The following is a 25,998-nucleotide window of genomic DNA, read 5'->3' on the forward strand; positions in this document are numbered from 1 at the left end:
TTTTTCCTTTTATTAAACTTCTTGATTCAACAGTTTTTGTTGAGTTTTTTGATGACGTGAAATGATGTATTGGCTCAGTAGTACACTGACTACAGACGCAACCGCCAACACTACATAAAAATTGCCATAGCCAAGTGATTTGGCTAAAAAGCCCGATGCGGCTCCCCCGATAAAATAAACCAACAGTTCAAAACACACCAAAATGGTGAAGTCAGTGCCGGCCTGTTCTTTGGAACTGCTTTGCATGAAATAGGCATACAGTGAAGTCATCGCGACATAACGAATCGCAAGCATGACAATGACAAATCCCCCTAAGAGCAGATGCCACTGGTTTAACCAACCCAAAATAATGGCTGCACCAATCAGCCCATACAACGCTGTTCGACACCACCCCGCCCAAATGAGCAACTGTGTAGCCTGAATTTTTTTCAATAAAAATGCGGCACTCACAGCAGCGAGCAAACCCACACCTGCGCCAATCACAGACATCAGCACCCCAATTTGGGCAAGCGTCCATTTCTGGTCAATCAGCATTGGATTCAGCATCGCCATTGCTGGTGCTTCCACCACGCGATAACATAGGATCAGTGCCAAAGCAGATAAAATTTCAGGACGTTTGAAAGCACGGGCTAAGCTTGGTGCTTGTTTGACAATATTTTCATGTTCGTTTGCATTTTCTTGAATATAAAAAACAGCAAACATCGTTAAAGCAGTCATGAGTGCTAAACACACCAATGCGCTTTCCCAGCCATAGTACTGGTATAGCCACAGTGTAGCTGCGCCCCCCAACATACTCCCCAAAGCTACCCCTATACTCTGAGCCATACTGCCCAAGCGGTACTCAGACGCTGAAAAGGTTTCTACGGTATAACCATCTATGGCAATGTCTTGGGTCGCCGCAAAGCTTGAAATCCACAAGCCAATCACAACAAACACCACCAGTCCATAAGAGAACTGGGTAAAGGCCAAGGCCAATACCCCAAGTACTAGGGCTACTTGTGTAAAGAGCAGCCATGTTTTTCGTTTACCTAACTTCTTGATATAAAGCCGGTCGATGAGTGGTGCCCATAAAAACTTAAATGCCCATGGAATATAAAGCAGCGACAGCATTCCAATCCAACGTAAATCTACCCCCTGATGTCGCAAAATAGCGGGCAATGCCACATTGTAAAAATACAAAGGCAAGGCATGTGCCAGATATAAAACAATGACAACGGCTAAGCTCAAAGCTGAGATTTGGCTTGTTGCTCTTTGTGTATTTAGGTTTTGCATATCCACCTCTGCACTGCCCATTGCAGTGCATCAGAATGATCAAGTGTGACGTAGTAAGGCACCCGCCATGCAGCATGCAGTGAAGGTGTATTCAGTCGTTGTTGATCGGTTGGGTCTTGTGCAATTCGAACCAGACCCAAGCAGTATTGAAAGAAAAGTTGTTTATACTTTTTGTACCAAACCGCTTGCAGTTGACGGTATTCCTCAGGAAATTCCGTACCGATATCGGTTTGCATGACCAAAACAAAGTGCTGTTTCTTTAAGAAAAAACGTTCAACTTGACTGAGCCATTGTTCAAATTCGGCAACAGTGACATGCGCTGAAAAGCGCATGTCCATGATTTGTATATGTTCTGAGCTATAGCTCATGTAAGTTCCTCAGTACTATTGAGTGGGTTATCGTTTTGCATAAATGCATTTGAATCAGTTAAATACCCTCCAAATTTTTCATAGAATTTTTGTTTAAAGCAGTAATACAACATGGCCGTTTTTTCAGGCATCGGGATCAAGCGCTGCGCCTCATAGCACATTTCTTCGACCACTGCGGCATAGGGTTTAACCGTATGATCAGGCTCCCCGACAATTTTGTCGGAAGGTGCATTTTCAAAAATATAAAAACCTAATAGCCGCATCACTGGACGCAAGTAGCCTTTACCGAAAGCCGACTTTTCACCAAACAATAAATGCCAACCGAGGTCTAAATCATCACCATCGTAATAACGTCCTAGACGGTCACGCTTGCCTTCATAGATTTCGGTATAGCCCACATCCTGCCCATCCACCCCAACGATCAACAAACGGTGATGGTCATCGGCCAGCATTTTTTCAAAATACACCGCGAGATCAATTTCAGACTTATTCAGCTGCCACTGTGGAATAACATGAGGCTCATGCATCCATTTATGTAACAGTGCTAAGTCCTGCGGATACTGTACTTGGCGCAAGTAAAATTGCGTCTCATTCTCATAGTATTCGTAAAAATCGGGAAGTTGCTGTGAAAGTGTTTTCATATGGAAGCCTGCTAAATTTTTTGGTTTTTTATGATGCAATACGCTTTGTGGTTGTATCGCCAGTTGACTTAGATACCTGCGCTGACCATCGTTTTAAGGTTTCAGGGCTGACAGGATTGGCAATTGGATCTAAAAATACAGGGACAGGACGTTCTGCTTCATCGTTATAACTGGTGGTAAATAGACGCACTCGGTTTAAACAAATTTTTTCAAATTCGGCTCTAAACATGGCAAATTTTTCAATGCGTTCTGCCAACTCTGGATGCGCCTGATGAAAAGCATCAATGACCGATGAAATGGTTTGCCAAAATTCAACTTCGCTATGCTCAGGGTAGTCTTGTAGGAATACATTACAGATATAGCGGTAATGCACCATAAACAGTCCCGTGAAAATAAAATGGCTGAGTTCATGCGCAGGATGACGCAGTAAAATTTGTCCTTCGATAGGTAAACTTGCTAATTCTGGGAAGTCTTCATCAACCAAATTGATATCATCAATAAAGTCTTTCAGCACCATTTTTTGCGGTACGCCATTGGCATGAATGAGCATGGTATTTTCCCCATGTGGAGAAAAAGCCAAGCCATATTTGTACAAGCAGATTAAGAGTGGAGTGACCGATACCTCGGCAAAGCGTTTTAACCACTGTAATGGACTCAAACCCGACGCCTGAATCAACACGGCTAATATCGACTGTCCGTTGATGTCTCGATGTAATAAAGCCGCTTGAGAAAGTGCCTGTTCACCTGTTCCAATCACTGGGTCTACACTTTCACGCCACAAACACCCAAACAGTTCTTTAAACTGATACGGCGCACCATCAATCTGATCAAAACAAGGCTGATGAATAGTCAAAGTTGCAACTTCACCTAAGAATTCAACGCCTGACTGTTTCAAGTCTGAATCTTGAGATTGAATCTGCTTTAACCAAGCTGTGATGGCTGGAGCTGCTAAGTTTCGTTTAGACGGCAACCCACGATACACCGCAGTATTGAAGATACTGACAGGTAATTTGACATAATGACGCTCAGGCTGACTGATGTTGCAAAGCGTACGAATCGACTGCATAGGTACATAATCATCTTGCCCAACGCCTAATTCAATAATGCGCTGATCCACGATTTCATTGGCATAGGTTGGTACTAACCATTGATGCCACTGCCATGCATGTACTGGAATGAGTAAGTAATCAAGGCTTGAACGTCCGAGCGCATCTAACTGTTGCTCAAAGTTCTCTAACTCTTCTGCATCCAACTCACATTGATAAAGTCTCCCTGCTTGCCACTCCTCGGTAGAACGGAACTCTGCCAAATCACGATGCACCGCGAGCCACAGCACTTTTACCGTTGGCGAAAGTTCAGGAGCTGCACTTAAGTAATCGTCATAACCAAAACCCATACGACCTTTGCTCATAATCAACCACGGATGACCACGGAGCATGCCTTCAATTTCATGATGCGATGCGGTCAATACTGCTTCACTGCTTAAACGACTTTCATCAAATAAATGCGCCTCGGCTAACCATGTATTGTTCATTTCTTTGATCAAATATGCCTTGGTAAAGGGCTTAACTTCGGTTTGATTTGAAAACGCACGAATAAAAGTATGTAAGTTCCATGCAGGCAGATCTTCAGCCGTGCTCAATTCGCGTACTGAACCCTCCTCAATCTGCCAATGTCCCAATAAATAGTTTTGTGCTTTAAAGGTATAGGTTTGATCATCCAACGTCAGCTGGTAACGATTGTCCTTTAAATGAGTTACTTGAATAATTTCTTCATATAAAAATTCAGCAATCGCCATTTCAATTAAGCGCTGTCCTGCCAAACGCCACTGTTTCTGATTCACTTGAAGTTGTGCAAAGCTCATATGATTTTCTCGAATGTATAAGGCTGCATAGAGGGATGTGACCCTGTTTGTATTTTGTGCTGCTCAATATTTTTTGATTTAGGAATCGATGGTACTAAAGCAGCTGTTCGTGCAATAGATATGTCATGCTGCATATACATTTCAGGGTTCTGCTCAGCGCTGAAATGCTGAAACGTCTGTTCATTGCTGTCCAGCTCATACAACTGATAACCCAGTAGTTGATTGGCAATAGTTGCAGCACGAAATGCGCCTAGGCCTAAATCTGGTGTACCTACGCCATGACTATGCATTTCTTGGTTTTGCACATAAATTTCACCCATTGCTGTATGCTGCAAACGATAGTCTTGGCTCACCTTCCACCGCCCCGCTTGATCTGTTGCAATCAAGGGCTTTAAGTATTTAAAAAAGGAAAACTCAGGGCTGTAATAACCTGTAGACGCCACCACAAAATCAACATCCATATAAAAACGTTGCTTGGTTACCGTATGTTCAAGGCTCAAGCGAATGTGCTGACTTTCCACTAACTCAGCATCAAGCAACTGAATTTGTGCATGCAAATGTGTTGCTTGTGCAGCAGAGGCAATACTACGGTGGTAAAGTTTTTGGTAAATCTCACGTATGGTTTTGGCACTAATGCCTTTGTACAACAAGGCTTGATCTTTTAACTGTGCTGCTTTTTGTGTTTCTGAAAGTCTATAAAAATGTTGGGTATAGTTCGGACTAAAATGTTCCAAGCCCAATGGTGTATATTCCATCGGGAAAAAGCCATTGGAACGCGTCAGCCAATGCAGCTTAAAGTCAGCCGTTGGTACACAGTCATGTTGATACTGCTGATCAAACAAATCTAAAAAGACTTCAGCAGAAGACTGTCCTGAGCCTAAAACTATGACATTGCCTTTGAGCTTGCTTTTTTTATGGGTTAAGTACTCTGCTGAATGGATACATTTTTCAGGGGCTTGTTGTTGTAACTTACGCAGACATTCAGGCAAATAAGGCTGGTTTCCCGAACCAATCACCAAGTTTCGGCACAAGTAACGAATAAAACGGCCGCCTTGCTCAACCACCACCTCAAAACCTTCGCTTTTGGCATAAATTGCCTTTACCGTTGATTGGTACTGTATATGGCCCAGTTGATCTGCCACCCATTGGCAATAATGGTTGTATTCACGGCGCGGAATATGAGGCTGCTCAAGGAAGTAGAACTTATATAAGCGCTGCTGTGATTTTAGGTAATTCAAAAAACTCAACGGACTGGTCGGATCAACCATCGACACCAAATCCGCCATGAATGGGACTTGCAAGACCGTATTGGGAAGTTGCATACCTGCATGCCAGTCAAACTGCGCTTTTTTTTCAAAAAACAGATAGTTCAATTCAGTCTTTTCATGCAACAAACTGGCTAGGCTTAAGTTAAATGGCCCAAGGCCAATCGCAATAAAATCAAGCATAGAGGGCATCCTCTTGTTTGATATAGAGCGGATTGGCTAACTGAATATAGACTGACTGATTCTCAACGGGTGCAATCAATTCATCTAGTTCATATAAACGGGTCAGTAAGTTGCCCTTATAAGGCAGCGTTGGTTGATACAACAGACTTTGAATCAAACTACTGTCTGGGTATTGCTTCAATAGGTCAAAGAGATGTTGCTGTAAAACAGACAGTAAATCTTGCTCACTTACATAGCCTGTTGCACCGATGGCATTGATGATGCCAAACAAGGTGTTACCAAAGAAATAATAACTAAAACGCTCATCGACAAAAGCCTTTGAACCTACCGCATGGGCTTTATCGTTCAGTTCTGGAAATTGTTGTAAAATTTCACCTGCAAATTCTTCGATGTAATAAAAGCCTTGATTGTCTCGTAGCCATAGCAGCCGTGGCCAGCCATCTTTTAACTCGACCAAGACATTTTGCTGATGCGACTCAAAGGCCATACCATAACGATGGTAGACGTACATGAGTGGGCTCAAACTGATGTTTAAAAAGGTCTTAAACCAATCATGTGCGATTTGTGCTTTATCATCTAAATTTTGTTGAAAAGCAATCTGATCAAATAATGCATTAAAACGATTGCGTTCTTCTACCGGATGATCCTGACACAATGAAGCGATACACGTGACTTGCTGTTCGGGAGTAAAAGGCTGATCACGTACAATACAAATCGTTTCATTGATGATTTCATCATTGACCTGAAGTGCAATCCACGCCGGATCATTCACCGCTTTTAGGCTTGGAGATTGTTTTAAAATACTTTGCCCTAACTCACTGTGCCAAAGCCGATGGGTCATTTCGCCGCGGTGACATTCTTTTGCTAAATTGACGCGGATAGAGTTGGTAATCATCACTGAAAGCGATGGTTTTAACATCCACGGCGCGTTAAAGCTCGCCAAAGTACGTACAGAAGTGGTTGGAGAAAATATCCATGCTTTTTCACCCAAATCGATGATTTTCAGTTTAGCTCTTAAACTTCTAAACCACACTTTGCTTTGTAAATAGCGGGCTTGCCATGGATGCAGTGGTAGCAGTTTGTAATGTGCATATGCAGCTAAGGTCTCAAGTTCCGATTCAGACAAATGCCATTTGATTTCTTGTTTGAGTTGTGCTGAAAAAGCCTGCTCAAGTGCTGTTCCTTCTGCAATATATTCAGGTGCCACCAGCCAATAATGCAGCTGGGTCTGACCACAAGCTTCAGGTGAATATTTTTGCCAGTCCTCATGGACAAAACCTGTTCGGCTTTTCGGTGCAGGATGCATGCTATGACCTAAAATCAAAGCCTGTTCAGACTCTATGAAACTTTGCTCAGCCTGTACGAGCACATCAAAATCCACTGCCCGAATATTTAAAAACTGTTGTAATGCATCACGACTTTGAATCCAACGTTCAACCAAGGATGCTGCATCGACATGGCCTTCGGATTGTTGCACTAACTCTTCTAGTAACAGACTGACCATGGCTGCTGCGCTAAAGTTAAGCTTTTGGCCTTTTTGAAAAATTTGCGGTAAAGCTGCAATACGATGTCGCCCAACACGACTGACATAGCTTAACGGAACAAAAAGCTGTGCTTGGATTAAACTAAGCGACAAAGATAACAGCGTCAAACCTTGGCTAAACGCGAGTTGAGTTGAATTTTGTTGATACTTCTCAAACAAGCTCGCCTTGCCTGTTTCTTGTGAGTATGCATTGACAAGATGCTGCATCGCCAAGCGATTGGCTAGCTCTTTCATCTGACCATTTCCTCTTTTTAAAGCTTATTCCAAGCTCATTTCATGTAATTATGTTTCTTAAAGGTGTTTACGTTGGCCAACGCTGCAAAAAGCATGTTAATGGTAATTATTATCATTTATCTTTGCAATTTTGTTTACTTTTGAAAATATACGCACTACACCAACATATATTATTGTTTTTTAATACTTTTAAAAATTTAATCAGTTTTTCTAATAAAGCCTATACGAAATTACACCATAGCTTTAAATGATAGTTTATGAATTTATAATTGATTCGAACTATAAAATTTCCCTATATTTCATTAAGGAAAAGCCCATTCAGTCACTTGAATGGGCTTTCATTTGTGCTCAAATTAATACTCAAAAGAACTCAAGACTAAATTAATATAGATAAAGCAGCGAAGACGTCACTACTCTTTATTGATCCAGTACATCTGCAAAAGTGGCTGAAAGTACTTTTGCTAAATCCTGTGGTTTTAAACCGATATCTAAGCCGCGCTTCCCCCCACTGACATAGAGTTTTTCCAACTGTACTGCGCTTTGGTCGATCACGGTTTTTAACCTTTTTTTCTGTCCAACAGGACTAATCCCGCCAACCAAATAACCTGTCAGTCGTTCTGCATCTTTAGGGTCGGACATTTTTAGTTTTTTTGCCCCCACTGCCTGTGCAACTTTTTTCAAATTTAACTGATGATGTACAGGAAGAATCGCAACAAAATAGTTTTTTTCGTCGGTCACTAACAGTGTTTTAAACACCTCTTCGACACGTAGATTTAATTTTTCTGCGGCTTCAAGCCCAAAGCTTTTTGCATTGGCATCATGCTCATATTCATGAATAGAAAAATCGATTTTATTGGCTTTTAAAAGTTTGGTTGCAGGTGTCATTTCTGTTCAATATTTTCACTACATACTCGGCATTATATGCCTATTAAACAAGAAAGTTTAGCTGTACGCTTTCCATGAGCATCGAACTTACAGGCACTCAACAAATCAATGGCTGTAAGTTCGATGTCAACTATGTATGCAACTTGTTATCGCTAAAATATCGCAGTTTAGCCAGCACTTAATCCAAATTTCTTAAAGATTTGAGCACGGCGCTTTGGCAAGATATTGGCTTTGGTCAAATCACCTTCGTAGTGATCAAACACTCGTTGATCCATCATTTTAAACCATAGCTTTGGAATTAACGCTGGAATCAACATAGTGGCATAACCACTCGGTAGCTCTGGGGCTTCATCAAAATGTCTTAAGGCCTGAAATGGACGGGTTGGATAGGCATGATGATCTGAATGGCGTTGTAGCTGGTATAAGAATAAATTAGTCACAATGTTGTTATTATTCCAGCTGTGTTCTGGCATGGTTCGCGCATAGCTACCATCTTCTTTTTGGCTACGCTTTAAACCATAGTGCTCAATATAATTAATAATTTCAAACAGACTCACGCCATAAAATGCTTGTGTCACCAGATATGGCGTCACTTTTTTGCCAAACAATTTCAACATGGTTGCATGAAAACCAGCACTCATCACCCATCCATGAAACAGTTCATTTTCTTTGGAGAAGAAAGACAGACCTTTTCGTTTTAGGCGTTTATGTTCAATCTCAACCGCCGACTTCAACCCACCGAAAACGGTACGCGGCCAAAACTCATAAAAAGTCTCGCCCATTTTCGATGAAGCGGGATCTTCTGGCGTTGCAGCACGCTTATGATGCCCATAAGGGTGCTCAATGCGGAAATGGTTGTACACCAACGGCGCTAAAGTCATGTGTGACCAATAATGATCTGATTTTTTAGGACGATGGCACAGCTCATGTGCTGTATTTACCGCTACTCCATTAATTGCCCCCATGGAAATGCCCAATAATATTTGGTCGAGCATCGATACATTTTGGCGAGTCACCACATAACCTGCAAACAAATTGGCTGCCATTTGTAGCGGAATGAACAATTTCACAATACGGTCATAGTACGGGTCATTCACCAAGACCTTAATTTCATCATCCGAAGGGTTATTTTCATCTGCACCGACCAGACCATCTACCGCAGGAATAATGACATGCAGTAACAGCGGCCCACCCAAAGCGAAGATTTTCTTGGTAGGTTTCGGGCCAAAATGATAGCCCGCTAAAATACCCATGCCAATCACAGGAAGCCCAGGACTCAATAGCCAGCCAAAACGCTTTTTATCGATCCCTGCTGCATTTTCGACAACCACGCTAGCATTCGTCATTTTCATTGATGCATTCATTACCATTCTTCCAATTTTCTTGTTATGCCTTTATATTTCTAGAAATGGGACATAAAGAACAGTTGCTAACGTCCAAGAAAACAGCGTAATCGTCCTTGGCCTGAAATGACTTAAATTGACCCTAAATCAAATATTAAGCCCAAGAAATAAAGACTAGAAATTGTAAAGTATGGATGCTTTAAGTAAAATTTTTGAAGATATACACCTCAACCAATCTGAGTACCTCTACCTTAAACCGCACGGTGAGTGGGCTTTTCGCTATACCGAGCAATCCACCATGATGGCGTATGCAGTACTTCAAGGACAATTCACCATTTGTTTAGATGCTAAACAAATTATTGTTGCTGAAGTCGGAGACTTGATCTTACTCCCTTCGGGGCCAAGTCATGAGTGTCGATCCTCAACCACCGACCAACTGTTAGAAGTATTCGATATTTCTGACTTATTTGCCCAAAACCAACACAAAGAAGTCTCTTTTGGCAGTGATGCGACACAACAAAAAACCGTGATCTTGGCCTTACATGCACATATGGACCCCATTATGGCACGTCCTTTAGTACAGGCCTTACCCGCGTTTATTCACCTTCAGCACAAAGATCTCAGCACAGTACCTGAATGGTTACAAATTGGACTGCAGTTTCTCGCTCTAGAAGTCCAACGCATACGCCCGGGTCGTGACAAAATTTTGGATCATTTGGTGAGTATTTTATTAATTGAATGTGTGCGTGATTATATTGATGCGCTGCAAGACTCGAACAATTGGCTGAGTGCTTTATCTCATCCTGAACTATCCAATGCACTTGCAAAAATTCATGCGGAACCTTCACAGCCTTGGACAGTTGAGTCCCTTGCAGAACAGTGTTGTATGTCACGTTCTAAATTTGCCACATTGTTTAGCCAAATTTTAGGCACTAGCCCTTTGGCTTATTTGCAACAACACCGTCTGCGTTTAGCCGCCCAATACTTGCGTAATGGACAAGGTACAATTCAGCAAATTGCACATCGAGTCGGATACAACTCAGAAACGGCTTTTAGCCAAAGCTTTAAACGACAGTATCAAATGAGCCCAAGCCAATATAGAAATCATCCACACCCAACTTAAAGTGCCCGTCCTTAATGGTTTAATAGCAATCTTCTCTCAGCTTATATCTTTGTCCATCAAGATAAATACCTTGAACTTGCAGACAAAGATTAGCATCTTGTGAAAATCACACTATAATATCCCGCATCCTTGCTAGAGATGGCTTCAAACCACTGCTTGTTTGTTCTTTTTCGCTCTAGCCACACTTTTTTAAGTCCAATTTTCATCCGTGATTCGGCTTATTTTTCAATATTTTATCTCTTGTATGTCCATGCTGACATATAAGAAAATTTAGGTGCCAGCATGGAAATCAAGGTTAATTATCTCGATAATCTTCGCCAAGAAGCGAAGTTCGATGATTTTACAGTCATTGCCGATCAACCGATTCGCTACAAAGGTGATGGCTCTGCACCCGGTCCATTTGACTATTTTTTAGCATCTTCTGCGCTTTGCGCAGCTTATTTTGTCAAAGTGTATTGTTTGGCACGTGACATTCCAACTGACAACATTCGTTTGTCACAAAACAACATTGTTGACCCTGAAAACCGCTATAAACAAATTTTCAAAATTCAAGTTGAACTCCCTGCAGACATTTCAGAAAAAGATCGCCAAGGTATTTTGCGCTCTATCGACCGTTGTACGGTTAAGAAAGTGATTCAAACAGGTCCTGAGTTTATTATTGAAGAAGTGGAAAGTATTGATGCTGACGCTCAAGCCCTGCTTATTCCAAGCCTTGCTTCTGAAACCAGCACCATCATTGCGGGTAAAGACCTGCCTTTAGAAGAAACCATTGCCAATATGTCAGGTATTTTGGCTGGTCTAGGCATGAAAATTGAGATTGCCTCTTGGCGTAACATTGTGCCGAATGTGTGGTCGTTACATATTCGTGATGCTCAATCGCCAATGTGTTTTACCAACGGTAAAGGGTCAAGCAAAGAAAGTGCTTTAGCTTCTGCGCTGGGTGAGTTCATTGAACGTCTGAACTGTAACTTCTTCTATAACGACCAGTTCTGGGGTGAAGACATTGCCAATGCCGAGTTTGTGCATTATCCAGATGAAAAATGGTTCATGCCAGGTCCAAATGGTGAAATGCCTGAAGGTGTACTGGATGAATACACACTTGAAATTTATGACCCTGAAGAAGAGCTGCTAGGTACGCATTTATACGACACCAACTCAGGAAAAACTGAGCGCGGTATTTGCTCTTTACCTTTTGTTCGCCAGTCTGATGCTGAAGTGGTTTACTTCCCATCAAACTTGATTGAAAACTTGTACCTTAGTAACGGGATGAGTGCAGGAAACACCTTAGCTGAAGCACAAGTACAGTGTTTGTCTGAAATTTTTGAGCGTGCGGTAAAACGTGAAATTTTGGAAGGTGAACTGACCCTGCCAGATGTACCGCAAGAGGTTTTAGCGAAATACCCAAGTATTCTAGCGGGCATCCAAGGTTTAGAAGAACAAGGTTTCCCTGTACTGGTGAAAGATGCCTCTCTAGGCGGTCAATACCCTGTGATGTGTGTGACTTTAATGAACCCACGTACAGGTGGTGTATTCGCCTCTTTCGGTGCACACCCAAGCTTTGAAGTTGCGCTTGAGCGTAGCTTAACTGAGCTACTGCAAGGCCGTAGTTTTGAAGGTCTGAACGACTTACCTCGCCCAACATTTAGCTCAAATGCGGTCACTGAACCCAATAACTTTGTTGAACACTTCATTGACTCAAGTGGTGTGGTGTCATGGCGCTTCTTTAGTGCCAAATCAGACTATGACTTTGTCGAGTGGGACTTTACCAATCAAGGCCAAAACTCAAATGCTGATGAGGCTGATGAACTGTTCGGTATTTTGGAAAATATGGGCAAAGAAGTCTATATGGCCATTTACCAACATTTAGGTGCAACAGCATGTCGTATCTTGGTACCAGGTTACTCAGAAATCTACTTGGTTGAAGACTTGGTGTGGGATAACACCAACAAAGCGCTACTTTATCGTGAAGACATCCTCAACTTACACCGTTTAGACGACGAACAGCTTGAAGCACTGGTTGAACGTTTAGAAGAATGTGAACTGGATGACTACACTGAAATCAAGACTTTGATCGGGATTGAGTTTGATGACAATACCGAATGGGGTCAATTGACTCTGCTTGAACTTAAACTACTCATCTATCTTGCATTAGAGCAGTTTGAGGAAGCGAAAGACTTGGTTGAAGCATTCTTACAATACAACACCAATACCGTTGAACGTGGTCTGTTCTACCAGTGCATGAATGTCGTGCTCGAAGTAATGTTGGATGACGAAATGGAACTGGAAGAATTTGAAGCCAACTTCCGCCGTATGTTCGGTGATGAACGTATGGATGCAGTAATAGGCACAGTTGAAGGTCGTATTCGTTTCTATGGTTTAACAGAAACCAGTATGAAACTTGAAGGTTTAGACCGTCACTTACGTTTAATCGACAGTTATAAAAAGTTACATGCTGCACGTGCCAAAGCAGTTGGACTAAAACCTTAAAGTAAAAAGAAACAACCCAAATACGTTTGGGTTGTTTCTCACTGTACTATTACGATGTCTTAAAGAAAATTAATCTAAAATATTTAAAATCGCCTCAACAGAGTTTTCACTATTACCTGCAAGTAACTGTTTATGCATGGTAATGTGCTGCATGGCTTGAATCTGTGCTGTTTCAATATTCATTAATTTTTCAATTTCAGCCGCCAATTTCTCAGGTGTTGCATCTTTTTGGATTAATTCTTGTATCACTTTCTTGCCTGCAATAATATTCGGCAATGAATAATATTGAATCTTGATCAAGAATTTCACCACATGATAGGTGAGCCAGTTCAACTTATAGAAGGTCACCATTGGTCGGTGTAACAGCATAGCTTCTAAAGTCGCTGTACCTGAAGCCAAAGCCACAATATTAGCGGCGTTCATCACTTGGCGCCCGATCTTCGACTCAGTGCCTGAGTTTTCAAGTAAATCAATTTGATCGACCAGTGCTTTTGGATACTGGTTAAGCAAAGCTTCGATTTGTTGCTTACGTGCATCATTGATTGCTGGTATCACAAAGCGATAGTTTGGATATTTGGCGTAGAGCAATTTTGCAGCACCTAAAACCAGTGGACCGAGCTTTTCAATTTCACCACGTCGACTTCCCGGCAATAAGGCAATATGCTTTTGGGTCAGATCTAAACCCAGTTCTTCTTTGGCTTGTAAAATTGGGTTTTCCAAAGGCAATTGGCTCGCCAAGGGGTGTCCTACAAACGCAGCAGGAACATCCCATTTTTTATAAAATGCTTTTTCAAACGGAAATAAACACAATACCAAATCAATTGAGGCTTTGATGCCATGAACCCGTCCCTGACGCCATGCCCAAACGGAAGGACTAACATACTGCACGGTTTTTATTGGCAGTTGTTTTTGTTTTAAACTTTTTGAAAGGCGCAAATTAAAATCTGGCGCATCGATGCCAATAAATACATCGACAGGATGGGCTGTCCACTTCTCTACCAGTCCATCACGTACAGCAAAAAGCTTTTTAATGTCTTTAAGAACCTCAACCAGCCCCATGACAGACAAAATATCCATCGGATAAAAGCTCTTGAAACCCTCTGCAATCATTTGCGGGCCACCAATACCCTCAAATTCTGCATCAATTCCTTGCTCACGAAAACTGCGAATAAGTTTAGCACCTAAAGTATCACCTGATACTTCACCCACTACGATTCCAATTTTAAGTTTCCGATTTTGCAAAGCATTATTCCTTATTTTTCAACCCATGCATCATAACATAGCGTCTTTTAGTTTGGCGTGGGTATGTTTAAGCAACAATGATAAAGTGCCGTCAACTTACATCAATGGCCTTCATGAACTCTTAACCACTTCATATCGCCTCAATCAAAGATAATTTTTGATTTATTTTTTCAATTGTAAATAACTTGTAAAGCACATAAACAAACAATAAACTTATTAATAATTATTCTCATTAGTATTTATTAATGCTCAACATCTCCTCTCGCGGCTTTAAGCTCTCTATCATTAGTTTAGCTATTCTTAGCGCTCAGTATAGTTTTGCACAAGACACGCAAAACTTAGCAACCATTACCGTACAAGCAAGTGATGATCAAGCAACACAAAGCTCTGAACAGTCTAAATCCTATATTGTTCAACAATCCACTAGTGCGACTAAACTAAATATCCCACTCAAAGAAACAGCTCAAACAGTCAATGTCGTGACACGTCAACAACTTGATGACTTCGCACTAAATAGTACACGTGAGGTTTTGCGTAATGTTCCTGGCGTCATTGTGAGTAATCAGGAAACAGATCGTACAACTTATCTTGCACGTGGTTTTGAAATTTCAAATGTGCTTGTAGACGGTGTTGGTTTTCCTCTAGAAAGTTATAACTATAATAACGACAACCCAGACAGTTTCTTGTTTGATCGAATTGAAGTGGTAAAAGGTGCAGATGCTTTAAATAATGGCGTAGGTGACCCAAGTGCAACCATTAACATGATCCGTAAACGCCCGACTCAAGACTTACAAGCTTCATTTAATGCCAGTTATGGCTCTTGGAATACCCAACGTTATGAGGCTGATGTGTCATCTGCGCTAACCCAAGATGGTAAAATGCGTGGCCGTGTATTTGGTTATGAGCAAACGGGTGATAGTTATTTAGATAACTATGAACTTGAGAAAAATGGATTTGGTGCAATCATTGAAGCAGATCTCACTGACTCAACTTTATTCACTGCGGGTTATACCGAAACCAACAATAAATCGAATGGTAATAACTGGGGCGCAAACCCACTGATTAATACTGAAGGTGAGAAGTTAGATTATTCAAGAGACTATAACTACAGCCCTGATTGGACCTATTGGGATACCAATATCAAAAATTATTTTGCCGAGTTACAACAAAAACTTGGTGGTGATTGGGTTGCAAAACTGTCTTATGATGAAAAGCATACAACACGGAATTCAAAACTCCTGTTTTTATCGGGCAACCCAAGTGCCGATGGAACTTCAGGCGTATACCTATGGCCTGGTATATATGAGGATGATAATAAAGCTCGTCAAGCCAATCTTAATTTTTCAGGAACCTATCCATTATTGGGACAACGTCATGAAGCTGTTTTCGGGTACTCATGGTCTGAGAATGACAGTAATGAACTGGGTTATGGCGGTAGTTACACCAATCACAACACAACAGATTTAGCCAGCTGGACACCTGCTGAACCGACTTGGGATTTATCACAAACCAGTGGTGAAATGCATATGAAGCAAAAAAATCAAAGCTATTATGCGGCGACGCGTCTGCATCTAAACAATGATTTAAGACTGCTTTTAGGTGCAAACTATGTGCAAGCTGAAAGCAAAGGCACAAGTTATGGCGCAGACACTATTTATGATGAAGATAAAGTTTTGCCTTATGCAGGCATCACTTATAATTTCACTCCTGAATATACAGGTTACATGAGTTATAGCTCAATTTTCCGCCCACAAACGACTAAAGCTGTAGATGGTGGTATTAATAAACCGATCGAAGGTGAAAGCTATGAGGTTGGTGTAAAAAGTTCGTGGTTAGATGATAAATTGACTGCAACAATGGCTATTTTCCGTACTGAAGAAAGTAACTATCCTTTACGAAATTCAGATGGCTTACCAACAACACGTAAAACTCAAGTCAGTGACTTACGTTCACAAGGTTATGAATTTGGTCTTGCAGGACAGCTCACAGATCATTTAAATCTCAGTTTTGGTTATACCCAATTAAGTTTGAAAGATTTAATTAATGGTGGTGACGCTCGTACCTTTAACCCTACCCAATCTTTTAATTTATTGACAACTTATCAAATCCCACAAATCCCTAAATTAAAATTAGGTTTAGGCATCCAGTGGCAAGATAAAACTTACTTAGATGTTCCTGAAACGACGAATGCTAGCGGCGTTGTGACTCAAAAATCAGGCAGTATTCAGCAAGATGCTTATGCTTTAGTCAATGTGATGGCAAGCTATGAAGTCAATAAAAATATCACCTTACAAGCCAATGGCAATAACATCAGTGATGAAAAATATTTATTTAATTTCCCAGATGCACAAGGTTTTTATGGTGCACCTGCCAACTATAGTGTTGCTGTAAAATTCAAATATTGATTCAATAGCGCCTTGTTTTCTGTTATTTAACAGCACAGAAACTGAGGCGATTTTTTCTGGGTTAAATGGTTCGTCATGCATAAATTTCAATATCCCCTATCCGTCCTGTATCGGTTTTTGATCGCATTTGGCTTAGGCTATTTATGTACATCTATGTTATCGGAACTGCTTACCCTTAGTTTTCACCTTCACTTCGCTAAAGCAGAATCCATTTATTTGGCGGCTTTTCTATCTCTTATTTTCTTTACCACTTTTGTCATTTTGAGCTTTTGTGTTCAATCCCTTAAAAAGTTAAGCGCTTCAACCATTTCGCTTTCCCTTTGTTTTTTTCTATTGCTGAAGTTCGTAGGTTAAACCATGCAAAAATCTGTTCGCCAATCAATGGCATGGCTACACTCTTGGCTTGGACTAACACTGGGATGGTTATTATTTGCCATTTTTTTAACAGGTGCTGCGACCTATTATCGTCATGAAATAAATTTGTGGATGCAACCTCAATTTGCCACCATGCAAGTCAAACAAGACATTGCGATGAATTCGGCATATCAATATTTACAAAAAAATGCCGCAGATGCGCAAAGTTGGTATATCGGTGTAGCTAGCCCTAGTTCACCTGTTAATAAAATCTACTGGCAAAAGGCCGATGGTGGCTACGAAAATAAGACTTTGGATGCGAACACAGGTAAAGAAGTCACCTTATCTGCAACTCAAGGCGGTGAGTTTTTCTATGGCTTTCACTATCAGCTGTATGGTGTGCCCTATTTTATCGGTAGGCTTTTAGTCACGATTGCTGCCTTCTTAATGTTGATCATCCTCATTTCAGGCATCATCACACACAAAAAGATATTCACCGAATTCTTTACCCTAAGAGCCTTCAAGGGGCAACGCTCGTATCTAGACTTTCACAATGTCACCTCTGTCATTGCTTTGCCCTTTTTCCTGACCATTACATTTACTGGTTTAGCCATTTTCTTTTATCTCATTCTTCCCAATGGCATGAAGAAACTCTATCCAGAGCAACCGTTCCAATATTTTGATGAAATTAGAAATATTAGTATCAGCTCTGAAGCTAAACCGACACCTGCTACGATGCGACCAATTGAATACTTCATACAACAATCTGAGCAGCGTTGGGGTAAAACAGAAATTGACAATATTACGGTCAAACACCCCAATACCAATATCGCTCAGGTGAACTTGGTTGAGTCAGCTGACCGAAGCATCACGCGAAACCAAGCCCAACTCAGTTTTAACGGCGAATCTGGTGCCCTGCTTGGAGACACTCGAAATAAGAGTGCAATTGCCACGCTCAATAATGGAGTCTATGGTTTACACATGGCACACTTTGCGCAGCCCCTATTACGCTTTGCGTTATTCTTCTCAGGGCTTTTAGGCTGTGCCATGATTGCATCTGGGCTTTTACTCTGGAGCTTAAAACGTCAGCTACAAAATAAGAAACAAAGTTTCCACTTTGGACATTATGTGGTTAACCGCCTAAATACGGCTGCCATCATTGGCTTGCCGATCGCAATGCTCAGTTATCTTTGTACAAACCGTTTACTTCAGTTAGAAGCAGGTCAACCCAACTACGAAATCTACGCATTTTCCGGCACTTGGTTACTCAGTTTAGTCATTGCATTGCTCACTCCACAGCAACACCTTTGGAAAACTCAACTGAAAGTCTTCATTTTACTGGCGGTATCTTTGCCTATTTTCAATCTTTACTATTTAATCAGCCACCAATATGTACATGACTTACATGAATATTGGTTATTCTTGCGAGTTGATCTTATGATCATCATCCTTGCGATATTGGCTATTTTCTTACATCAAAAAATTCAGCCCATTCAACACAAAGCCATACAAAAAATTCAGAAAAAATATGCCAATACTGCGGTTCAGGAGTCCAATTCATGATCTACCTAATTGCAGGACTTCTCATCACTTTCGCATGCTATGTGTTATTTCTGGTGAGCGATAAGCAGCGCCCTAAAACTCAAAAGTCACGTTGGGCTAAGTGTGCAGAACATTATCAAATCTGCCGATATTTGGCTTTTGGTGTACTGGCCGCGGCATTAACTTTATTGATTCAATTCACGGGTCGCGGTGTAGGAAGTGTCTGTTTATTTGTATTTGCAACCCCAATACTTTTTATACTGATTCTGGGCATCAATGACTTAAAACCCAAAAAAACAGCTCAATCTAAGTAGTATTTACTCTACAACTCACACACTTTTTTATTTCGATCATGAGCCAAAGAAAAAGGTGTGTAAATATATGAGCCAGAACCATCGCAACAGAATTTTAAAGAGTGCTCAAAATCATTTAAGTTGAAGCATCGTGATTTTTTAGTTATAACACGCTCAATAATAAGCACTTTTATAGATCATTTCTCGGGACAAACATTGCGTCCAGCTTTAGATTGGTTACAACAAGAAATCATCACACCCTTTCGACAGCTCTGGAGTTGGTCGAAGCATCATTTTGGCTGGACACTTTTTATTTCCTTCATTTTTAATTTGCTTGTATTTATTTGTTTCCCAAGCAGCTGGATCCCTACTCAAATTCAAAGTAAAACTTTTGCTGAAATCACCGTTGAAGTCGGTAAAGGACGAATCAGCACGTTGAAATTTAAACAACAGCATTGTTTATGGATTGCAAACTGCGCATTGATGGAAGAACCTGTTCAAACACTATGTGACCAGTCATCACATCATCACATCATCACATCATCACCAATTTATGGCAAAGCAGGTCGAGGTTTACTATTTGGAGCGTATTTTTTGGAACCTAAAAAATACCAAAACGGAGGCATTTATTCATCAGATCACATTGGCTGATCCACGTCTGCAACACTTAGATATAATCTATAGCTCGACCGCAGCGGATTTTGAGCAATAGAAAAAGCATCAGCTAGCCCCTCTTTATGTTCTACGAACACTCATAGGTCTCAATCTATGGTGGTTGCTGACAATTGTAGGCTTAAAAATAAAAGCACGGATACAGCTCAAACAATAACTCCTATATCTCTTTTTAGAATAAGCAAATCAACAATCAAGACAACGACTTATATGAAAACGTCATAAGATATGCACGTTTTTTGATATTTTGGCATATAACAATGTTTGGTCCACTCGAATTTATTCTCGCAGGTGTTTTAGTCGGTTTTTGTGTGGGAATTACTGGTGTAGGTGGTGGTTCATTAATGACACCGATCCTCATTAGCCTTTTCAGAATTGAACCTCACATTGCCATTGGTACAGACTTGCTCTATGCCGCAATTTCAAAATTCTGTGGTTCATTTGTACATGCCAAAAAGCTAAACATTGTGTGGCCGATTGTGCTTTGGCTTGCAATTGGCAGTATTCCTGCTTCCTTTGCAACACACTGGGTACTCGACAACTATTTGAGCCAGTCTACCCACTACAAAGCCGTGCTCACCATGGTTTTAGGCTTCATGTTGACCATTACAGGTTTATCAATTGTCTTCCGTAATCAAATTGAAAAATTTTTCAACAAATTACGTAAAGATGAACTCCCAGACATGACTGAAGACTTAGAAAAAGTTCAGCTTCAAACCAGCAATAAACGTAAGTACATTGTGATAATGGGTGTGGTTCTTGGGGTCTTCGTGACACTGTCATCAGTCGGTGCAGGTGCTTTCGGAATTATGGCTTTGGTCATTATGTTCCCCAACCTACCGATGATTCGTATTATTGGTTCTGACGTTGTGCATGCGGTGTTACTTACGTTCGTTGCAGGTATGGGTCACATGACTTCAGGCAATGTGGACTTCCACCTCCTTATGTGGTTATTAGTAGGTTCTATTCCAGCCATTATTATTGGAACACTGATTAGTTCACGCCTTCCTGAAAAAATCATCCGTAAAGTGTTGGGTATTACCCTGTTTGCGCTGGGTGTGAACTTCATGTTGAATCCGATCAAAGCTAAACCTATGAAGCCAGCCGAAACTGCTCAAGTCGTTCAAATTTCAACAGTTAAGAATGCCTCTGTGTAGGCATTCTGATTTAAAATAAACCTAAGATTCATCACTTTTTTTTCAAAGATTCATTCGACTTTTTTATAACCTTTTAACAGCTAAACCGTGTTATATTCAGCTTATAAAGCAACTTAATACGATCGAACCAGTGACGGCAATGAATACTCTACAGTCAAACTCTATTACCCAAAACGACATCGATGACGTGAATTTACAAAGCATTCATCCGCTAGTTACCCCAGCGGAATTAAAAACTGAATTGCCTCTCACTGAGTCTGCATATCAAACTGTACTTCACGGTCGTGAAACGATTCGCAATATTTTAGATGGTAAAGACAAACGCATTTTTGTGGTGATTGGCCCATGTTCAATTCATGACCCTGTCGCTGCTCACGAATATGCAGACCGTTTAAAAGCTTTAAGCGATAAAATTAAAGACTCAATCTATATCGTAATGCGTGTTTATTTTGAAAAACCGCGTACGACTGTTGGTTGGAAAGGTCTGATCAATGACCCTGACATGAATGACTCATTCAATATTGAAAAAGGTTTACGCATTGGCCGTAAACTTTTGGTTGAGTTAAATGAAAAAGGCTTACCGTGCGCGACCGAAGCCCTTGATCCAAACTCACCACAATACTACCAAGACTTAATCTCTTGGTCAGCGATTGGTGCACGTACCACTGAAAGCCAAACACACCGTGAAATGTCTTCTGGTCTTTCTTCACCCGTAGGTTTCAAAAACGGTACTGACGGTGGCTTAACTGTTGCAACCAATGCCATGCAGTCGGTGAAACATGGTCACCACTTCTTAGGTCTAAACAACCAAGGCCAAGTATCTGTGATCCGTACTTCAGGTAACCCGTATGCACACGTGGTACTTCGTGGTGGTAATGGCAAGCCAAACTACGATGCTGGCTCTGTAGCAGAAGCAGAAGCAGCATTGGCTAAAGCGAAAGTCAGTACCAAAATCATGATTGACACCAGTCATGCAAACTCGAACAAAGACCCATTCCTTCAACCGCTTGTTCTTAAAAATATTACCGAACAAATTATTGATGGAAATAAATCTATTATCGGCATTATGGTTGAAAGTCACCTTAAAGGTGGTCGTCAGGAAATTCCTGAAAACCTATGCGATCTTGAATACGGCAAGTCAGTAACCGATGGTTGTATTGACTGGGATACCACAGAAAAGGTATTACTAGAGATGCACGAAGCACTCAAAGACGTTTTACCGAACCGTTAAGTTTTTAAAACGCCATCTTCGGATGGCGTTTTTCATTCTAAGATTAAGAAATAATTATGAACGCTATTGAAACACACTTAAGCCAAACACTTAACTTTCAATTTATCCACGAGCATTTGTTTACTTCTGGACAACCGACTGCTGAGCAATTACAGCAAATTAAAGAGTATGGCGTAAACACGGTCATCAATCTTGCGCTCAGTAATAGCAATAACTATTTAGTCAATGAAGATCAAATCTGTTTAGAGCTCGGTTTGAACTATATACATGTGCCGATTTCATGGGATACACCGTCTGATGATCAGTGCTTATTGGTCTTAGATATGATTGATCATTTGGTGCAAGAACAAACCATTTGGGTCCATTGTTCAGAAAATTATCGCGTCAGTAGTTTGATGTATTTATATCGTCAATATTATATGAATATCGATATGCCAACTGCACATGAGGCCATGCATCAAATTTGGGAACCGAATGACACATGGACAGGTTTGGCGCATGCTGTTGCCTTACAACTCCAAGGCCGTAAAGCAACACAAGAATTAAAGCTCGCTATGATCAATCCTGATCATTTTGCATGAGAAATCAGCACCATAGCTGTAGATAAAATACCTTCCTGACGACCCGTAAAGCCCAGTTTTTCCGTGGTCGTTGCTTTGATGCTAATCTGCGTGATTTCAACATCGAGAACGTCCGCAATGCTTTGGCGCATTGCTAAATTATGCGGCGCCAACTTCGGACGTTCGCATGCTACAGTAATGTCTGCATTATTCAACTGATAACCGCGATCTAAAATGAGCTGATATACATGTTTGAGTAATACTCGACTGTCTGCTCCTTTAAAGCGAGGATCGGTATCGGGAAAATGCTGACCAATATCGCCTAAAGCCAACGCACCCAATAATGCATCTGTTAAAGCATGCAAAACCACATCACCATCTGAATGTGCTTTTAAGCCGTGTGTATGTGGAATTTGAATACCTGCCAGTGTGACAAATTCACCCTCTTCAAAAGCATGTACATCAAGTCCCTGTCCAATTCGAATATGTGCAACCATGCTCAGTTTCCTTTAAGAAATAAATGATTGAAATCTTGTATTCACGCTTTCTCTTTCGCTATAGTTACAAGCAGCGCAACATAGTGAAAGTATAAGCGATCATGCTGTTGAAAACCGACATAAAACTTATGAAAAAATTTAGTATTTTAGTGTGTCTAAGTTGTCTTTGTACCAGCTTTAGTTATGCTCAAGTCATTGACTGTGATGATCCGACTTCATCTAGCCTTAAAAAGATCTGTACTGATCAATTTAAAGATATTCGACAAAAATTAGATACACAATCAATGACTGCTTTTTTAATCAGTGATGCGCCGCAGCGTTTATTGGTCGATACCCATCAGCTATGGTTGAACCGCCTACAGCAGTGTAAATCCTTAGCTTGCTATCAGCAGCAGATGGATTTTAGAATTGATGATCTCAACTTCTATACATCGTTAAATCAAAGTTTGACTCAACATTATTTGAAATTTGAACATGGGGTCATTGCCAAACAACCTGTGCATCTACAAGTGCATCAGCTCTCTAAAGATAAAATTAAGATCGAAGGTATTGCATATCGTAGCCCCAATAACCGAATAGAAACCCAAACCATTTCATTTTTGGCCTACACTACACCCGATCAAAAGCAAAACATTACCGATAATGAAAACAACTGCCACTACCAGTTCAACTTTCAAAAAGCCATTCTTTCTGTAAAAAGTGAAAGTAAAGCATGTAATCGTTTTGTCGGTGTGTACCGTGTTTATGACTAAGCTGTCAAACAGATCAAAATAATGGACATCGGGAGGCTAAAGTGGTGCAAGTACTCAAGCAATGCTGCAACCTCCTAGAACAGAAAAAATTGACCATTGCCTTTATCGAAAGTGCCAGTTCAGGTTATCTATCCAGTCAATTTTCGATTTATAAACATAGCGGAGCAGACATTTTACTCGGTGGACTGGTGAGTTATGACTCCAGTATCAAATGTGAAATTTTAAAGATTGATCCTGCACTTATTCAGCAATATACAGCGGAGTCAATTGAAGTCACTGAAGCTATGGCACTTCACGGGCATCGACTATTTCGTCATGCCGATATTATTGTCTCCTGTACAGGGTTGCTCAAACCTGGTGGAAGTGCAACGCCTGAGAAACCTGAAGGCACCTTTTATATTGGCATTCATTATCAAAACAGTTTAAGCACTTACCATTATTTACTACTGGGCAGTGCACTCGAGCGACTTGATCAACTTACGAAAAACGTAGCTCAAATGGTCATTCAACGTGTTCAAAATGCTTAAATCTTTACACTAAATTGGATTTTTCTACATTTAGAACCCTTAAACTGAACCATAATCAATAAAATGTGAAGCGCTTCATGATGATGAAAATAATCCATCCTCTACTTTTCAGCACCTTATTTTTTTCAAGCCACAGTTTTGCAACTGTAGGTGGACCACAAAATATTGAAGTTTTAGGACTCGACCAAGCTGATCAAAAAATTTATGTGATGCGACATTATTTAGATGGTCGTGGTCGTTTGCCACAATTGTATTATTATCAACTTAACAGCAAAACACCCTCCAAGCTGATTGAAGTAAAATCTTTATATATCAATCCAAAAACTCAAAAAATTGACTATGATCAAGACAGTCAGAAGTTTGAGCGTGATATTGCAAAAATAAAAAAACGACTCAAAGCTTTAACGCCGGTTCCACCAAAGCAGGTTAAAATTCAAGTCATCAGTAAAAAGACTTCAAAAGAACCTTCTTGGTATGATCCTAAAATCTCCATCCCGAAGTTTAGCTATCAATATCAAGTGAAATACAACAATTTGAAAAGTCCCGTACACAAGGCGGTGGACTATAAAAATGGGCTGCGAATTTCGCAAAGTTATAAAGTTCCTAATCAACAAAAAGCGCTGGTGACTGTTCAATATCTCGGGATTCCTTTTGAAACAGGTTATAACATTGAAGATCCAGTTTTATTGATGCCTAAAAAATAAAGCCTCAGAAGAGGAAAAGCCAGTCAGTTAAGAAATTGACTGGCTTTTTATTTTTTAAATTCATGATGTTATTCGATGCACGGAAACGTCATCCGCAACTGTTCGAGGCAAAACTATTTTAAAAATAGTAAGGTTTCTGCGATTAATTAATCAATAAAAGGGATTTGGCGAGTTTTGCGGATGACAAATGCTTTTGATTACTTTGGGCTTATCCAAAGTAATAGATGAGCTCCAAGTATATGATTTAAAAATATAAGACTCCGTCGTGCATAACTAAAAAGCTAAGGGCTTTATTTCTAAAACCCTTAACTGACTGGCATTACTCCGAAGAGGCTTTATTACAAATTTTTTAATTTAAGCCGCTGAACGATCCTCAATCGGCACCACTTTACGTAGCTCAGGCCCCGTATAGTCCGCACTTGGGCGTATAATACGATTGTCCGCACGTTGTTCCATCACATGTGCTGCCCAACCTGTCACACGGCTCATCACGAAGATTGGTGTAAATAATTTGGTCGCGATGTCCATGAAGTGGTATGCCGATGCATGAAAGAAGTCTGCATTACAGAATAATTTCTTCTCACGCCACATCACTTCTTCACAACGTACTGAAACTGGATAAAGAACGGTATCACCGACATCTTTGGCTAAGCGCTCTGACCAAATTTTAATGATGCCATTACGTGGGTCGTTGTCTTTGTAGATTGCATGTCCAAAGCCCATGATCTTTTCTTTACGTTCCAGTTTGCCCAGCATTTCTCGCTCAGCTTCTTCAGGTGACGTCCAGTTTTCAATCATTTCCATCGCTGCTTCGTTTGCTCCACCATGTAATGGACCACGCAGTGAACCAATTG

The 25,998-nt window shown here is 40.7% G+C and carries 24 protein-coding genes; 13 read left to right on the forward strand and 11 right to left on the reverse strand.

The window, feature by feature from the left end; genetic code table 11:
• Positions 1–12: 12 nt before the first annotated feature.
• The 8 genes from RR876_RS16195 to RR876_RS16230 form a co-directional block, all read right to left on the reverse strand.
• Positions 13–1,272, reverse strand: coding sequence for an MFS transporter (locus RR876_RS16195; RefSeq protein WP_332477791.1), 1,260 nt, complete (start codon positions 1,270–1,272; stop codon positions 13–15).
• Positions 1,260–1,640 carry a hypothetical protein gene (locus tag RR876_RS16200; RefSeq protein WP_004979960.1) on the reverse strand — a complete coding sequence of 127 codons (381 nt, stop codon included), beginning with the start codon at positions 1,638–1,640 and terminating at the stop codon, positions 1,260–1,262. Before RR876_RS16200 ends, RR876_RS16195 begins: the two co-directional genes overlap by 13 nt.
• A complete protein-coding gene (locus RR876_RS16205) occupies positions 1,637–2,281 on the reverse strand; it encodes a GNAT family N-acetyltransferase (RefSeq protein ID WP_332477790.1) in 645 nt (214 codons plus the stop codon). The genes RR876_RS16200 and RR876_RS16205 overlap by 4 nt, the downstream gene beginning before the upstream one ends.
• 28 nt (positions 2,282–2,309) lie before the next feature.
• The gene (locus tag RR876_RS16210; protein ID WP_332477789.1) at positions 2,310–4,145 is read right to left on the reverse strand and encodes an IucA/IucC family protein; all 1,836 of its coding nucleotides are present in this window, start codon (positions 4,143–4,145) and stop codon (positions 2,310–2,312) included.
• Positions 4,142–5,593, reverse strand: a complete 1,452-nt coding sequence (locus RR876_RS16215; protein WP_332477788.1) for a SidA/IucD/PvdA family monooxygenase — start codon at positions 5,591–5,593, stop codon at positions 4,142–4,144. Before RR876_RS16215 ends, RR876_RS16210 begins: the two co-directional genes overlap by 4 nt.
• The gene (locus RR876_RS16220) at positions 5,586–7,370 is read right to left on the reverse strand and encodes an IucA/IucC family protein (protein WP_332477787.1); all 1,785 of its coding nucleotides are present in this window, start codon (positions 7,368–7,370) and stop codon (positions 5,586–5,588) included. The genes RR876_RS16215 and RR876_RS16220 overlap by 8 nt, the downstream gene beginning before the upstream one ends.
• Positions 7,371–7,787: 417 nt before the next feature.
• Positions 7,788–8,255, reverse strand: a complete 468-nt coding sequence (gene ybaK, locus RR876_RS16225; RefSeq protein WP_004693333.1) for a Cys-tRNA(Pro) deacylase — start codon at positions 8,253–8,255, stop codon at positions 7,788–7,790.
• A 167-nt stretch (positions 8,256–8,422) separates the two neighbouring features.
• Positions 8,423–9,619 (reverse strand): alkane 1-monooxygenase, encoded by a 1,197-nt coding sequence (locus tag RR876_RS16230; RefSeq protein WP_332477786.1) that lies wholly within the window; start codon positions 9,617–9,619, stop codon positions 8,423–8,425.
• A 169-nt stretch (positions 9,620–9,788) separates the two neighbouring features.
• Between RR876_RS16230 and RR876_RS16235 the strand changes: the two genes are divergently transcribed.
• The gene (locus RR876_RS16235; protein ID WP_332477785.1) at positions 9,789–10,721 is read left to right on the forward strand and encodes an AraC family transcriptional regulator; all 933 of its coding nucleotides are present in this window, start codon (positions 9,789–9,791) and stop codon (positions 10,719–10,721) included.
• A gap of 282 nt (positions 10,722–11,003) precedes the next feature.
• The gene (locus RR876_RS16240; RefSeq protein WP_332477784.1) at positions 11,004–13,208 is read left to right on the forward strand and encodes an OsmC domain/YcaO domain-containing protein; all 2,205 of its coding nucleotides are present in this window, start codon (positions 11,004–11,006) and stop codon (positions 13,206–13,208) included.
• A gap of 69 nt (positions 13,209–13,277) precedes the next feature.
• Here the strand turns inward: RR876_RS16240 and lpxB are convergent, their stop codons facing one another.
• A complete protein-coding gene (gene lpxB / locus RR876_RS16245) occupies positions 13,278–14,450 on the reverse strand; it encodes a lipid-A-disaccharide synthase (RefSeq protein ID WP_332477783.1) in 1,173 nt (390 codons plus the stop codon).
• A gap of 245 nt (positions 14,451–14,695) precedes the next feature.
• Between lpxB and RR876_RS16250 the strand changes: the two genes are divergently transcribed.
• The 8 genes from RR876_RS16250 (at position 14,696) to RR876_RS16285 (ending at position 22,685) form a co-directional block, all read left to right on the forward strand.
• The gene (locus RR876_RS16250; protein ID WP_332477782.1) at positions 14,696–16,855 is read left to right on the forward strand and encodes a TonB-dependent siderophore receptor; all 2,160 of its coding nucleotides are present in this window, start codon (positions 14,696–14,698) and stop codon (positions 16,853–16,855) included.
• A gap of 75 nt (positions 16,856–16,930) precedes the next feature.
• Entirely contained in the window at positions 16,931–17,209 is a 279-nt protein-coding gene (locus tag RR876_RS16255; RefSeq protein ID WP_332477781.1) for a hypothetical protein, read from the forward strand.
• 3 nt (positions 17,210–17,212) lie between these two features.
• Entirely contained in the window at positions 17,213–18,772 is a 1,560-nt protein-coding gene (locus RR876_RS16260) for a PepSY-associated TM helix domain-containing protein (RefSeq protein ID WP_332477780.1), read from the forward strand.
• Positions 18,769–19,065 carry a hypothetical protein gene (locus RR876_RS16265; RefSeq protein ID WP_332477779.1) on the forward strand — a complete coding sequence of 99 codons (297 nt, stop codon included), beginning with the start codon at positions 18,769–18,771 and terminating at the stop codon, positions 19,063–19,065. Before RR876_RS16260 ends, RR876_RS16265 begins: the two co-directional genes overlap by 4 nt.
• A gap of 120 nt (positions 19,066–19,185) precedes the next feature.
• Positions 19,186–19,695: a hypothetical protein gene (locus tag RR876_RS16270; protein ID WP_332477778.1), complete on the forward strand. Its 510-nt coding sequence runs from the start codon at positions 19,186–19,188 to the stop codon at positions 19,693–19,695.
• A gap of 281 nt (positions 19,696–19,976) precedes the next feature.
• Entirely contained in the window at positions 19,977–20,873 is an 897-nt protein-coding gene (locus RR876_RS16275) for a sulfite exporter TauE/SafE family protein (protein ID WP_332477777.1), read from the forward strand.
• 139 nt (positions 20,874–21,012) lie between these two features.
• Positions 21,013–22,104, forward strand: a complete 1,092-nt coding sequence (locus RR876_RS16280; RefSeq protein WP_332477776.1) for a 3-deoxy-7-phosphoheptulonate synthase — start codon at positions 21,013–21,015, stop codon at positions 22,102–22,104.
• Between the two features lie 56 nt (positions 22,105–22,160).
• A complete protein-coding gene (locus RR876_RS16285; protein WP_332477775.1) occupies positions 22,161–22,685 on the forward strand; it encodes a protein tyrosine phosphatase family protein in 525 nt (174 codons plus the stop codon).
• On the opposite strand, the gene ispF is transcribed toward RR876_RS16285, so the two are convergent.
• On the reverse strand, positions 22,673–23,161 hold the full coding sequence (gene ispF, locus RR876_RS16290) for a 2-C-methyl-D-erythritol 2,4-cyclodiphosphate synthase (RefSeq protein WP_332477774.1): 489 nt from the start codon (positions 23,159–23,161) through the stop codon (positions 22,673–22,675). The two genes, RR876_RS16285 and ispF, sit on opposite strands and share 13 nt — an antisense overlap.
• Before the next feature lie 101 nt (positions 23,162–23,262).
• On the opposite strand from ispF, the gene RR876_RS16295 reads away from it, so the two are divergent.
• The 3 genes from RR876_RS16295 to RR876_RS16305 all read left to right on the forward strand — a co-directional run bounded on the left by RR876_RS16295 (position 23,263) and on the right by RR876_RS16305 (position 25,144).
• Entirely contained in the window at positions 23,263–23,913 is a 651-nt protein-coding gene (locus tag RR876_RS16295) for a hypothetical protein (RefSeq protein WP_332477773.1), read from the forward strand.
• Between the two features lie 44 nt (positions 23,914–23,957).
• Complete coding sequence (locus RR876_RS16300) at positions 23,958–24,440, forward strand: CinA family protein (RefSeq protein ID WP_332477904.1); 483 nt, start codon at positions 23,958–23,960, stop codon at positions 24,438–24,440.
• Between the two features lie 77 nt (positions 24,441–24,517).
• Positions 24,518–25,144 (forward strand): aminotransferase, encoded by a 627-nt coding sequence (locus RR876_RS16305; protein WP_332477772.1) that lies wholly within the window; start codon positions 24,518–24,520, stop codon positions 25,142–25,144.
• 354 nt (positions 25,145–25,498) lie between these two features.
• On the opposite strand, the gene RR876_RS16310 is transcribed toward RR876_RS16305, so the two are convergent.
• On the reverse strand, positions 25,499–25,998 hold a 500-nt coding region (locus tag RR876_RS16310), incomplete at its 5' end, for a citrate/2-methylcitrate synthase (RefSeq protein ID WP_332637107.1).

The organism is Acinetobacter sp. (genome assembly GCF_036666595.1).
In the GTDB taxonomy this organism is placed as follows: Bacteria; Pseudomonadota; Gammaproteobacteria; order Pseudomonadales; family Moraxellaceae; genus Acinetobacter.